At 41.2% G+C, this 14,828-nt stretch carries 8 protein-coding genes; all 8 read right to left on the minus strand.

Annotated elements, in window-relative coordinates; all coding sequences use genetic code 11:
• The 8 genes from G7B18_RS16085 to G7B18_RS16120 all read right to left on the minus strand — a co-directional run bounded on the left by G7B18_RS16085 (position 1) and on the right by G7B18_RS16120 (position 14,636).
• Positions 1–3,168 carry a SusC/RagA family TonB-linked outer membrane protein gene (locus tag G7B18_RS16085; protein WP_164123458.1) on the minus strand — a complete coding sequence of 1,056 codons (3,168 nt, stop codon included), beginning with the start codon at positions 3,166–3,168 and terminating at the stop codon, positions 1–3.
• Between the two features lie 433 nt (positions 3,169–3,601).
• Entirely contained in the window at positions 3,602–4,516 is a 915-nt protein-coding gene (locus G7B18_RS16090; protein WP_164111590.1) for an exodeoxyribonuclease III, read from the minus strand.
• Positions 4,517–4,524: 8 nt separating this feature from the next.
• Positions 4,525–5,976 (minus strand): alpha-L-fucosidase, encoded by a 1,452-nt coding sequence (locus tag G7B18_RS16095; RefSeq protein ID WP_205601725.1) that lies wholly within the window; start codon positions 5,974–5,976, stop codon positions 4,525–4,527.
• 2 nt (positions 5,977–5,978) lie between these two features.
• A complete protein-coding gene (locus G7B18_RS16100; RefSeq protein WP_164111588.1) occupies positions 5,979–7,547 on the minus strand; it encodes a sulfatase in 1,569 nt (522 codons plus the stop codon).
• 31 nt (positions 7,548–7,578) lie between these two features.
• The gene (locus G7B18_RS16105; RefSeq protein WP_164111586.1) at positions 7,579–9,033 is read right to left on the minus strand and encodes a sulfatase family protein; all 1,455 of its coding nucleotides are present in this window, start codon (positions 9,031–9,033) and stop codon (positions 7,579–7,581) included.
• Between the two features lie 119 nt (positions 9,034–9,152).
• Positions 9,153–11,699, minus strand: coding sequence for a hypothetical protein (locus tag G7B18_RS16110; protein WP_164111583.1), 2,547 nt, complete (start codon positions 11,697–11,699; stop codon positions 9,153–9,155).
• Positions 11,700–11,719: 20 nt separating this feature from the next.
• A complete protein-coding gene (locus G7B18_RS16115) occupies positions 11,720–12,850 on the minus strand; it encodes a glycoside hydrolase family protein (protein ID WP_164111582.1) in 1,131 nt (376 codons plus the stop codon).
• Positions 12,843–14,636: an alpha-L-fucosidase gene (locus tag G7B18_RS16120; RefSeq protein WP_164123459.1), complete on the minus strand. Its 1,794-nt coding sequence runs from the start codon at positions 14,634–14,636 to the stop codon at positions 12,843–12,845. Before G7B18_RS16120 ends, G7B18_RS16115 begins: the two co-directional genes overlap by 8 nt.
• Positions 14,637–14,828 lie beyond the last annotated feature (192 nt).

The raw sequence follows: 14,828 nt of genomic DNA on the forward strand, positions 1-14,828 counted from the left end.
TTATAGTGTAATATTTAATCCCAATGAATATGACTTATAAAGAGGGTAAGCCCAGCTTGACCCTACTCCCTCGGGATCATAAGGTATGCCGCCCAATTTATCAAATGTTAACACATTATAACCGGTGACATATACCCTTGCCCTAGAAATTCCTACGCGGGAAATAAGACTCGGAGGCAGGGTGTAGCCCACCGAAAAGTCTTTAAGACGGATATAATCTCCACGACGCAACCACATATCGGACGTTACATTCATATAAGTATTTGCGCCATTCGTAGTGACCGGAAACTGTGCCTTGTCTTTATTTTCAGGAGTCCAGCGCCCATCGTATAAGAACTTATAAGAATTCCAAACGTTATTTATAGAAAGGGTTCGCATATTATTATTGAACTCTACACTATAACTGCCGGCACCTTGCCACAACATGCTTAAGTCAAACCCTTTGTACTTAAAGTCAAAATTCAACCCAAACATGGTTTGAGGAAAGGTACCACGGCCAATTTCTTGCCTATCTCGCCAATCAATTTTTTTGTCGTCGTTTATATCTACGTACCGTATCATACCTGGCTTGATGGTGCTATTGCCCTTAAGGTCATAATCAATACCACTGCTCGTTATTTCTTCTTGTGAATTGAAAAAACCATCGGTTCTGTAGCCGAAGGTACGGTCTACCCATTGCCCGGTACGCTTTTGTTGGTATTCCAGATCTGGATCCGTGAATTCTTGCTCGGCATATCTGACGTACTTTGATCGGGCAAATGAAAAATTGGCATTGACAGAATATTCAAAGTCATTGATCTTATTGCGGTGTTTTAAAATAAGCTCAAAGCCTCGGTCGTCTATAGCATTTATATTTTCTTGAGGCAGAGTCGCTCCAAATGTATTGGGCAAAACGTCCGTACGGGTGCCCAATACGCCTTCCCGTAATCGGTAAAACACATCCAGTTCGGCTCCGATTAATCCTTTCCATAGATCTACTTCCAAACCGCCATTATAAGTATATATATCTTCCCATGATATTGATGCATTGTCAATTCCATTGGTACGCAATGTCTTGTAGGGCGCAGATCCGAATACATATTGTGTATTAAAGCCAAACGTAGATTGGTATTGATAGGCTGCTGCATTGCGATCGTAGCCCGTATTGCTGTAAGAAAGCCGCAGCTTTAAGTTGTCAACGAAGCTGAGATTTTCCTTTACAAACTGTTCTTCTGAAATTCGCCAACCGACAGAAACACTGGGAAACCAGGCCCAACGATATTGCGGTGCAAAGCGTGACGACCCGTCGTAACGTACGGTCGATTCTAGTAAATATTTTGACTTGTAGCCGTAGTTTAATCGTCCTACAAAACTCATTCTACTTTCTTCAAAAGCGCTCCCATTGGCCAGTGGATTAGTGGCCCCTGCAAACATCTGATCAATCGAATTAGAAATAAAACCATCCTTATAAGCATCAAACCAATTGGATCTGGCATCTATAATCTCATTAACGAATAAGGCTTTAACTTCATGGTCTCCGATCGTGTTTTCATACGCAAGCATGCTTTGCAATGTTAACTCCCGAGAACGGTCCTGCCGCTCCTTCAAACTATATTTTCCGCCGGAAGCTGCAACGGTATAAATGTCATTTTCATAATCGTAGTAATAGGTTGAAAAAGGAATAGTCCATAGTTTATTATAACTATTGTCACCTACATAGTTTCCTTTAAGGGTGGCGGTCAGGCCTTTTAAAAAGGGTGCCTCGTAATTTAAAGATAAGGCTCCTGTTAAGTAATTTCGATCTGTATTATTGTATCCTGACAAGTCGGGGTCCATTAAAATATAGGGGCTTATGGAATTTCTACCGACATAAGGTGTCTTGGTCGGATCTGGATACGACCCTGGAAATCGATTGGTAGTCGTCCCAATAGCTTGAAAAATATTCTGAGTGCTTGTCTGTACGTCCTTATTGATGGTATAGCGTGAAGCTAAATCCAATCCGACTCTTAGATGATCAGCAACTGTAATGTCTACGTTTGACCTGATATTGAAACGATTCAGGTTTACTCCGTCGGACTTGTAGATTGCGTCCTGAAACAAATAACCACCAGACAAAAAATAATTTACATTCTCACTACCTCCTGAGACGTTAAGATTATTGGTCTGCATTAGAGACCAAGGTTTGATGATATTGTCATAATGCTTGGTATTGGGGTAGGCAGGATCATTCCCATCTCTAAACTTTTGAATTTCTTCTGCCGTGTAAACAGGCTTTAATCCGGCGAAAGCGCTGGCTTCATTTTGTATAATTGCGTAATCCCATGAATCTACATATTCGGGGTAAAATGTGGGCTTCTGCAGTGAAGAACTGCTCGTTAAGCTAATTTGAGCTTTACCTGCCTTGCCTCTCCTGGTCGTTACCAACACGACTCCATTACCTGCTCTGGCCCCATAAACAGCCGCTGCAGCATCCTTTAAGATAGATATAGACTCTATTTCATTCGGATCGATATTCTGGAAGTTGGCTTGCTCTACACCATCCACTATTACCAATGCAGACCCAAAACCACGTATGCTAATAGAAGGCGATGCACCAAGACTGCCTTGCGACTGCTTGGTGATAAGCCCCGGCAACCTGCCTGAAAGGGCTTGCGCAGTTGAAGCAACAGGAACAGCTATTAATTTTTCATTATTAACCGTGGCCACGGAACCGGTAAGATTGGCTCTTTTCTGCTGCCCATATCCCACTACCACAACCTCGTCCAATTGACTGGTATTTTCAATCAAAGTGATGTCGACGGTCGTCCGGTTCTGTAAAGATTCTTCATGTGTCTTATAACCCAAAAAACTAAATGTCAGCTGAGCTCCTTTGGGAACATCTTCAATCCTGTACCTTCCACTGGAATCTGTCTTGGTGCCGAGGGATGGATTATCCTTTACCTGAACTGATACGCCGACTAGCGGCATACCTTTACTATCGCTAACTACGCCTACAACGGTACGATCCTGTTCGTTTCTATTCTTATAGATCAACGTAACGCCTATCTCCTTTCGGGACAAGGCATGTGACAAACATACGTTGGATAATAAAAGGGTAGGGACTAAAACAAGACTCGTCAGCCTAAGGTGAGATACGATACGGCTCCGCGCTCGAGCGGTGTTTTTAAATTGGTAACAATAGGGTTTCATAATTTGACTTAAAATTAAATTTGTAATTATGGTTATTACATATCAGAAGTTCCAAGACATTGGCTCGGAATAACTACATGCTTTAAGGGTCTTGTAGTTTAATATTTTGATTCATACCTTTTGATTCTAAGTTTATATCAGACAGGGTGTTAATGAGGTGTTATGATACCTTAAACTAAATGTTAAGTTACAAACAAGGTAAAACAGAAAAAATAGAGGATATTACAAATACAATGGACTATATTCCACGTTTAAAGGGTATTTTATAATGAGATTCTAAGTGAATACGCTTGAATTCTCTGATTGAGAATTCATTATTAGGGAGATTAGGATGTGAATTAGTAATCCCAACTTGAAGGGCGGTCAGCCTTCAAGTTGGGATTACCTAACAAGATCCTTGATACACTGGAAGTAGGTATAAATAGATAATTTGTCAAAATTGAAACTCTGCAACTACGGGATAATGGTCCGACAGCAACCCGTTGGCTTTTCCATTGTACACTTTTGCACCAATACACTTCGTAGCTAAATCTGGAGAGGTAAGAATATAATCTATTCTTTCTAATCGGTCAAACATTTGCTGATCGGTCTCTTGATTTATTGGCGCTAGGGCTAATGTCGGAAAACTACCACGTTGCGGTATTCCTTGGGTAAACTTCTGTACGACATCTATAAGTGGAAATGCTAAAAATGAAGAGATCACTGAATAATCAAGCTCATCATTCAGTAAATTGCCATTAATCCCCTTTCCTTTATTTTGTGCTCTCATTCGTTCCAAAAAATATCCTTTTGGATCGTATAAATCTCCATCAAAGGGTGAATGTGCGTTAAAATCTCCTAGAACAATATAATCCTTACTTTGCGCCCTGATTGTTTTTAACTTATCCACTAATAGGTCTGCTTCTTTGCGTCTAAACTCAATACTGCCAGGATGTAAATGGACAACCACAAAGTCTATATCATTAATAGTACAATGCAACGCTCCATGATGTAAACCCGGTATTAATTTTTCTTTTAACGCGATGGGATATTTCGAGGTTATACCTACTGGATAGCCTGTTGTTTTAAGCAGCAGGGAATATTTGTGCCCCCAACTTTCAGCATCCGATTGTAATTTCTCAGGTGTATATTGACACAGTTCCTGCAAGGCAACAACATCTGGCACCTGCCCCTTTACCCAAGCTCTGAGCTCATTTCGTCTCGCTAGGTCTTTCCCAAAATCATAGCCGTTCCAAATGTTATAAGAAACAACTTTAAAAGCTTTACCTTGTTGAGCAATCGACACATTCGTAACTACAAGGAAACAAACAGCGATTAAAAAAAATTTCCAGTTATATTTAAGCGTCATTTTATATATTATTTATGGTTAACAGCAAACACGGCGAACTCCTTTATCAGGGCCTTAGCCCTGCTCTTGGAAACTGTAAACCGCAACGAGGAAACTTCTACATCATCCACCTTGACCAAATACTTGTGCCCGATACTACTTCCGCTGGCAAGCACTTTCCAGCCCTGTTTTGTTTTGCCCTCCACTTTAAATTCCCTTACACGCTCGCCATGGGCAATATCCTCCTTCAGCTGAATATGGTTGACCGTCTGCAATCCGGGCAACTTCATGGTCAAGATATTGCCCTCGCCACTGGTCTTGGCAAGTGGCGCCGAGAATCTTCGCCTGATCTCATCACCAAACTCTTTGATACGCTTCGCATCGGCCTCGGGAAGTAATCCCGACGGATCTGGTGTCAGTCCAAGGATCAACGTGGAATTGCGCCCAACAGATCCGTAATACATATCCATCAGGCTGGAAAGAGGAAAGATAGCCGCTTCATCATCCGGCTCCCAGAACCATTCGTGACGACCGTTATAGCCCCGCAAAGGGGCATCGCTCATCGCGGGCATGTAGTATCGACCATCGGGATCGCCTTCCTTCAGCAGACGGAAATTGTCCTTGAAAACAAATTTCTGATTCGTAGAATGGGAATAAGGGAAGGGATAGGTACCCCAAGATGGATACGTCACCTTGCCCGTCTCACTGCCTCCCCAGCGGATATCCGCTCGCTGGGTGTTGTGGTAGAAAATAATATCCTTCTGGTACTTTTCGACAATGGGCAGAATATCCGCACCGCCCAACTCGGGACCATGGGCGCCTCCGTCAAACCAGACCATGGCCAAGGGACCATATCGGGACATCAGCTCTTCGGTCATTCTTTCGCACATTCGGTTGTAATGCGCCTGTCGGTTCTTCGCAAACTCACTCCCATCATCACTGACCAAAAAGTCGTAAACACCTAAAAATGAATTCCAGCGGATGCCGATGTAGAGACCGGGAAGAATATCATATTTCTTGCAGGATGCTATAAAATCACGGACAATATCACCTTTCCCGTCCTGAAATTTCAGCGCCTTCATACTATAGGGATTGACATCGGACTGGTACAGGGCAAAGCCGGTCTCATGGGTCACCGTAAGGATAGCCATCTTGGCGCCCATATCTTTTACAGAGCGGATCCACTGGTCGGTATCCAATCGCTCCGGATTGAAAATATTGTAATCCTCTACGGGATTAATACGATTATGAGCCTGCTTGTATTTCTTGCCATCGCTAACATGTAAATCATAATGAAAAATAGCTACCAACTCGGATTGTTGCCACCTTAACTGAGCAGGCGATGGTTTGGGAATAGTGTCTTGCGCGAAGATCAAGACAGGCAAAAACATCCAAAAAAAACTCCAGATAACAGATCTAAGATCAAAGTTCATTGTAAAAAATTTAATCATAACATTCAGGTTTTTATAACCGACCGACATACCTATTTAAGTTTACTATTCATTTGTTTTAAAATTACATCCGGCCAGGCCACTGCCTTGTTGCTTTCTTTGGTCGTCGGCATTAAGGCTCCCCACTTTTTCAATTGGTCGGTCAGCTCAGCGGCAAGCTGAGTTGCAATCCCGGTTTGCTGACGAACCAAGTTAACCTGCTCTCCTAGGTCTTCACTCAAGTTATATAACTCCAGTGTCTCTCTTCTATAATCATACACCAATTTCCATTTCCCCCGCCGGATAGCACTAAAATAATTAATCCCAGGCCCATCCTGAGGAGTCCACTTGTGTGGATAGTGCCAGATCAGAGATCGATTATCGTGCATAAATTTAGCGCCTTTTAACAGGGGTACAAAACTTACCCCATCTACTTGCTGCAGCAATTTTGGTTTTGAAATTTTGGCCATCTCTAGTATAGATGGAAAAAAATCTTCAATAATTAAAGGTTGATGATTTCGGGTATTTGCTTTTACTACTCCTGGCCATTTTACGATCATGGGTTCACGTATACCGCCCTCATATACCGATCCCTTTCCAGCTCTAAGCGGGAGATTTTGTGTGTGTGCTTCCCCACCACGAAAGCTGGTCAAACTTAGGCCGCCATTATCAGACATGAATAAAATTATCGTATTCTTTTCAAGTCCATTTTCTTCAAGATAATCCATCACATCTCCTAAGCTTTTATCCATCCCTTCAATTAAGCTTGCATATTTTGCTTCGGCAGAATCCAATCCCATATCATAGTATTTTTGAACAAACCGTACGTCTGCTTGCATGGGGACATGAATCGCATAATGGGCTAAATGCAAATAAAAAGGTTGCTTGCTCTTTGCTGGCTGATCGATACTTTTAAGAGCTTCGAGCGTAAGTGCCTCTGTTAAAAAGGTATCGCTCCCGTAATATTCTGCCAAACCTTGCACGGCATTGTAAGAGAATTTTCCGGGAATATTCCCGTAATTATCTTTGCCGTAATAGCTTTGTGGATGTCCAATAGCATTACCAGCCACATTTACCATAAATCCCAAATTAAGCGGATTGGCGCCTGGAGTACCCTGCGCCCCCCAATGCGCTTTACCAACATGTACTGTAAAATACCCCGCATCTTTTAATATTTGTGGCAAAGCCGTCGCGTAGGCGGTGTGGGGTACATTAGGGACGGGACTGTAACCATTATAATTCCAATCGGTCCGGTTAAATTGTTTGTCTTCAGCATCTGAAGGTCTATCTTTCATCACATTGGTCCAGTTGGTCACTCTATGATGAGCGGCATTCATACCTGTCAATAGGCTGACCCGTGTAGGTGTGCAGACAGGAGTTGCGTAGGCATTTGTAAATTTCATTCCCTCTCTGGCTAATCGCTCCATATTGGGCGTACGGTATATCCTGTTCAATGCCATTACACTATCACCGAAAGGTACTGATGTATCCATCCATCCCATATCATCTACCAAAAATACAATGATATTAGGGCGTCGCTCTTGTGCATCTAAGGTGTCTGACGACGCGAAGAAGATAAATACCAAAAAAATAAAAGAAAAATATAAGTTACTTCTTTTCATCTAAAAATTATTTATTGCAATCAATATAGTCTTACTTTTTCCAAATATCAACCTGTACCGCATTTTGTAAGGGCTTACCGGGAGTACTTCTTCCCTGAGCGACATATTGCTCCAATAATTTCATCAAATCTGTCACAACTTCAGGGTGTCGATACGCTAAATTTTTTTTCTCGGAAATATCAGACACCATATCATAAAGCTGAACGGAAGGTAAACCTTGTCTATAAGCTTCTTCATTTTTGGGAGCCGCCCACCCTCCTGACCCAGGACCCAGGATTAATTTCCATTTTCCTTGCTGGATTGAAAAATTGCCATCATGAGATTGTGCGACGACGGCAGCTCTAACGGCCTTATCTGAAGCACTTAATAAATACGGTAATAGGCTATAACTATCCTCGGCGGCATCCTCTGGCAGCTTTTTGTTCAAAATATCGGCACAGGTGGCCATAAAATCTGTTAAGGAAATAACACTGTGATTAACGCTACCACCCTTGACTTGATCCGGCCAACTTACGATCAGCGGTACACGATGCCCTCCATCCCACACATCTGCTTTATATCCACGCAAGTTATTGCTTGGGTAATGACCTAAACTTTCAACATTGTGGGTCCTAAGTACGTAAGGCGCAAAACCATTATCACTCGTAAAAAACACTAGGGTATTGTCCGCTACACCCAACGAATCTAAGGTTTTCATGACTTGCCCCACTGCCCAATCCGTCTCCATAACAAAGTCTCCATAGTCCGTAACACCACTTTTACCTTTAAACTTTTCTGTAGGTAATATAGGGGTGTGTGGGGAGGTCAAAGCAATATACATAAAAAAAGGCTTTTGCTCTTTTACCTGGTTATAAATAACTTGCTGCGCCTTATGTGTGATGGAAGCAAGTACCTTTTGGGCTTCAAAATCTTTCTCGGCAGGCCCTTCTCTGACCCATTTTTTAGTGACAGTGGGTACACCGAGTGTATACTCATTTTCGATAAAAATAAACGGAGGCATATCCAAAGAAGCACTGATACCATAGAAATAATTAAACCCCAGAGTATTTGGCCCTCCTTTAATGGGTTTGGTATAATCTATTCCCCAACCATCTGTACGTGTAGAATCTGTAATGGCCCATTCCAGACCTAAGTGCCACTTGCCTATAGCTGTGGTAAAGTAACCGTTGTCCTGAAGAAAGGATGCAACAGTAGTCCTATCGGGTTCTATTAGTGGGGCATCAAATCCAAAGAGAACGCCCTTCTGTAATTTTGATCGCCATGGATATCGTCCTGTAATAATACTATACCGTGATGGTGTACATACGGCAGAACTGGCATGGGCATTAGTGAATCGCATCCCCCGTGAAGCTAGCTTATCCAAATTCGGTGTGGGTATCTTCCCTTCTGGATTGAAGCTTCGCAAATCACCATAACCTAAATCATCCGCTAAGATGAAAATTATATTAGGCTTGGATTGCGAATGCGCATGCAATACAAAGCTCATAAGAACGATTGCAATATGAAATATTTTTTGTCTCACTAGTTTTTAACGTTTATTTTTTCTTTACGCGGCGCGATGAACAATAACCGGTAATAAAAACATATAGCATACCGAAAAATTCATTAATACAGCCGGATTGTTTCTCTTCTGGTATCATTGGTTAGCGGCCACAAGGTATTGTTCTCTTTTTTATACTTATTTGCTTTGACTTTTCGCTCAAATAGAACATGGCTTTCAAAGTTTTCGGCCTGATCGAATAAAATAGTGACATCCTTACCTACATAAGGAGTCAGATCAAAGCCTGCCATCACCCAAGGTTGCGACTTTTCATTAATCATACCGGGCTTTGCAAAATCGGGGTATGAATTTAACTTTGATACAGTCCTTTTTTGGGGCCTCACAATTGCTCCATTAATGGATACATTGACCTCGTCGGGCCAGCCAATTACTAGCAGCTCTGCCCTGTCGTTTGCATCGCTAGGCACTTTTAAATCAACTCGTATCCCTGATGTATCTTTTGTGGCTTTAAATTGAACTGCTGAAGGCTTATCCAAGGGGATTTCTTTTGTCCCAGGACCGATTTCTAATGCCATTGTCGAATAGCCTGGCACCTCGACCTCCATAATCGTATTAGGCTTAAATATTACTGGATAGTCTCCAATATAAGGGAAAACAACTCGTGCATAATAGTTTCTTTTTAAGTCACCCTCAAAACCTGTACTTGCATCAAAAGGTATACGTAGTATTTGCTTATTTGCATTAGGGTTTCTGATCGTCATCACACCCGTATTCTTGTTCCACCCCACATAACCATAAACCTCCCCATCATCTGGTCTACCACCAACATAAAATGTCCTGTTCAACTTTTCCCGATGCTTAGCCGCCCAATTATCAACCAAGCATAAAACTTTCCATTCATCAGCATTCATAGATGGTGAGGAAATATACCATTCTTTTAAAAGGGTACCTCTGCCATAATGCATCAAAACATAATCCATCCAATCTTGTAAAGTTTCTTTCTCAACCGTTTTCCCCGTTTTAATAATTCCATGGGTCATAATGCGAGAGATGGGAACCAGCGGTCTATCGTCGGGGTCTCCCCACATCCGCCAAAAATAGCCGTCACGATCGCTGGTCTTCATGGCCCAGTAAGACAAATCAGGCCAATTACCGTTAGTACCATCATCGCCGGCAAGTAACCAAAGATAATCTGAATACATCAACCAGTAAGGAGAAAACCATACCCAATTCGTTAAGTTTTGTATAATGTCAGGTTTAAGATTTCTTGTAGCTAGCAATATTTCAATTTGTGCATCCAAATTTGCTTCGTGGCCATGCCTATCGGTACCGGGATGATTATTCCCTATACTCCTATCGGACAAGTCATTGAAATCATGCTTATAGTAAACCAAATCAGCATCTCGAGCAATAGCTGGTATTTTTTCCAGCACTTCATTCTTGTATTTATCCGCACTCAAGCTATAATATCTACCAAATCGTTCAAAATGCTTATTTCTCACGGCCTCGGCATAGCCATTCTTTATCCCCCAATTAATATTGCTATTGTACCCTGCAATGGATAACCACAGTCCGAAACCGACACCTTCTTTCTTAAGCTTGCTGCTTAATTTTTTCACATCAGCCATCCCATTCGGAAAATACTTCGGTGAGGGCTCCCATATGGAATTTTTGTTTTGCCAACCATCGTCAGCGACCATAGCATCCATTTTCACTCCATAAGGTGCGATCGCCCGCTTGAATTCTCGATATACGTTCAACAGACCATCACCACTTAGATCTTTTGCTTTTTGATCAAACCAATTATTATAGTGAAGAAAAGATTTTGGTGATTTCCATATGCTCGCCAAGTATGCCATAAAAGATTGGTGGATAGATAATCCATTTTGCCGCATACCTATTGCGGCAATTTTACTATGTATGATAAATCCTTTACGCTCATTAAGCTTAGTAAAGCCAGGAAAATGCATGAGCCGCAACTGTCCTTTTGTAGGGGTAGGTGTTATATCCCGCCCCTGTAGATCGATATAACTATAGTTGCCTACTTTTTCAAAATATCTACCATCTGCTTTAGGCGTATTTCCATCTGTGTGCCTTGTATGACTTGCCGGATATTCTAAACCAAAAAACCAATCATCAGCTACAAAAACTGGCTCTCCTCTGCCTCCTCCCTGCGCTGAAGCGTCAACAACCATACGTTCGACTTCAAGTCTATCGACGGTAGCCTTTTTTTCATAATGCAACTCAATAAATTTGCGGGTGTATGCATCGTGCTTTGCAATATAATAGGTGATGGTCATCCGGGTAGGCATAGAGTCGCTGTTTGACCGAGATACTAGTGGCTTATAGTTTATCTGAATAAAACTGGTGTCTCCCTTTGTAAAAGGAACCGGTATTGATTCTATTTCGAAAGCATCAATACCGTATCCTTTATCACTCCCCATCGGCAAGATATACACTTCTTCGCTATTTACGTGCAATCTCTTTTTTTGAGATTTATTATAAAAACCAGTCGTCCGCCAAACTTTGCCATCAAAAGAAAAAGAACGTTGCATTAGGTCATTTTCCAACACCATATGCTGCGCTAACGTATAGCTGTGACAGCATAGTATGCAATAGAAGTATATCAAGGTCTTCGTAAATAATTTCATCTTTCTATTATCTGGAATAATCAATTTTTATTTATTAAACCCCGGTCTAACGCAACCGCACCTTTAGAACTAATCTTCATGACATAGCTTTGGGTATTACCACTTCCGAAAAGACTAAAGCCTGAAGTGACATATAAATATGCTGCTTTACCATTAATCATCAAAACCTGTGGACGTTCAAATTTAATATCTCTACTCAAATAATGATTGACCGCATTCTTAAGACCTTCTTTGCCTAAATAGCCTACTACCGGAAAGTAGCCCTGCTCTTTTTCATTGAAATGAATCCCATCGTCTGACTTCCAAAGAATACCACCCCCTCTTTCAATTAACCCATGATTGTCGGTGGTCAACAGGTTAAATTTTCCGTCCTGATAAAATGCATAACCATCTTCTACGGATTCGTCATTATTGGTAACGGGAAAAGGCAACTGTACATAGGGTCCTTCGATTTGCTCAGCAATGGCAAGTCCCATTTTTGCATTTTTACCGTCACTGGACTTATAGTACAAATAAAACCCACCTTTTGGATGTTGAAGCAATGCGGGGTTGTTCACGCCGTTTTTAGCTTGATAATTCCAGTATTGCGGATTGTCCGATGGGGACAAGATTCTTCCATCTTTTCCTACACGCTCCCAGGGTCCATCTATATGCTTCGAAACGGCCATACCTATATGCTGATTAGCAGGATGTGGTGGCTGATTCGGATTATTATTTCCAATAAAGAGCAGTACATATTGATCACCCACTTGATGAATAGTAGGGTTATGAACCGCTACCTTGTCCCAAGTATCCTTGCCTGTACCTTTCAAGACTACTTTTGAAAACCTAAATGGCCCCTCCGGGGAATCACCCACATAATGCGCAATCTCACTATGAGAACGCCAAAAAGGCTCTACTTTATCGCCGGGCCAACGCTCAACAAATAAATGAACTTTACCATCGGGGGTCATGATCGGTGAAGCTCCCCAAATGGTATAACCGGGTTCGTCTATCGCCACTCCTATATATTTAAGGCAAGACGCAAATGAATCCTCCGATGCCTTGATGCCCTGGGCTTGTACACTCCAAGATAACCCAAACAACAAAAAAAACATTAAAGCTACGGAGCTGGATGAAATAGATCTACGCTGAGTAATATAATTAGTCATTTTTTCCATATATATATAAGTGATCAAGTTTATAATCTTTGTCCTTTCCGCCTTTTAAAGACAACCTCATATAGCGAGCAGGTACTCCTGGCAACTCAATGCCTGCATTAAACTGTGCAACAATAACATCTTTGCGTCTTAATTCTGCTTTAAATTCTTCAATCTTTTTCCAGGAGATCTTGTCAGTTGATACTTCTACAGCAAATATACCCGACGTACCAATCTTTGCATTTGCAACATCAATACCTGTAACCGTGTAAACTTGACCAAGATCTACAGTAATTTGCCCGCCTTTAGATCCTAAGTGCTCATTCTTTAAAATAATATTACCATAAATTGGATCTGCAAATCCTAAATTTTGACTTTTGTTATTTGCCATCCCTAAGATTTCATCTTTAAACTCCAATTCAATGATGATAGAAGGCTGGTCTAAAGGCTTTTTATTAAAATCAATGCGCACCTTATTATTGTCTTGAATAAAGTTTACTTTTTCTCCCGTCAAACTCTTGAGGGCAACAATTTTATTTTTTAATAGGGGAAGCTCTAACAGACTATCCGTATCACTCGTAATATGTACAAAAACTTTATTACCGCGAGAGGTACTTCCTCCCCATGAACCGGGATACCACGGCCCTCCTTTGGTATTGTAAATGGTATGACCATATTGCTTGAGCCAATCACCTACTTCTTCCAGCCTATTTACCTGAGAAGGTTCAAAATGACCTTCCCACCTAGGCCCCCAACTCAAAAGCATATTTCCATTACCGCAGGCTGTATTTGTAAGCATCTGTATTAGTGTCTTCTTAGACTTTACAGGAGAATTCGACCAAGACCAAGAACCGCTCAAAGTTATACAACTTTCCCATGGTCGTTCTTGATACATCCCTATTTTTTGCTCGGGAGTGTCAAAATCACCGGGAATGCTCGCTCTATTGTTAATGATAATACCGGGCTGCAATTCTCTTATCATCCGCGTTAGATTTTCAGAATCCCACATATCCGCAGTAAACATTCCGCCCCACCAACTTGCGTCAAACCAAAACACGTCTATCTTACCGTATTTGGTACACAATTCACGAACTACATTATATTGATATTCAATGTATTTTTTATGCCTTGGTCCTGGCAGTACTTTTTTTACTCCGGGCTTGGGCTTAAAATAGGGTGCTTCCTCTACGACTTCGATCAGAGATGGATCAACAGGAGCATAATCTGGATGGTACCAATCTCGCTGGGAATAATATATTCCAAACTTCATCCCTGCCTCGTGACATGCGTCTGCAATCTCTTTTAAGTAATCACGACCAAAGGGAGTATTGGTCACTTTGAAATCAGAAAAGTCAGTATCCCAAAGATGGAACCCATCATGATGCTTGGCAATAGTGACAATATATTGCATACCCGCTCTTTTCGCTATTTCAACCCATTTTCTGGCATCAAAATTTGGAAAATTAAAATATTGCGGATATGTGGTCCAAACACTATCAGGAATAGGCCCCTTTCCCCTATCGGGAGCCTTACGGGTCTGATTTACGCCCCAACTCAGATCTTTCCCGACGTAGGTTGAGAGACCAAAATGAATAAACATGCCGTAACGGGCAGCATTGAACCATTCCATTTCGCTTTTAGTGGCAAAATTGCTTGCATTCCACGCTTCGGGAGTAAATTTTTGAACTAGATTCCATCTTACTTGTTTTGTAGAATCATCTCCTATCACAGACCACTGTGCCTTAACAAAAAAAATACACATGGTGTTAAAGCATAAAAACAAAATTACTTTTTTCATATTTGATTTATAAAATGTTACACACCAAATCGTTTTGATGGATTAAAGTTTCTAATTTTCATTGGTTACATTTAGTGATCAAACGCACTAAATATTATTTTTATATTGCATTTTTTGAAATTATTAGGCTTTAAAAAAGTAGCAATTGCTAAAATTAATTACACTAACCAATAAAAGAAATAGATTATATAA

Origin of the sequence: Sphingobacterium sp. xlx-130 (assembly GCF_011007405.1) — a bacterium.
Lineage (GTDB): Bacteria > Bacteroidota > Bacteroidia > Sphingobacteriales > Sphingobacteriaceae > Sphingobacterium > Sphingobacterium luzhongxinii.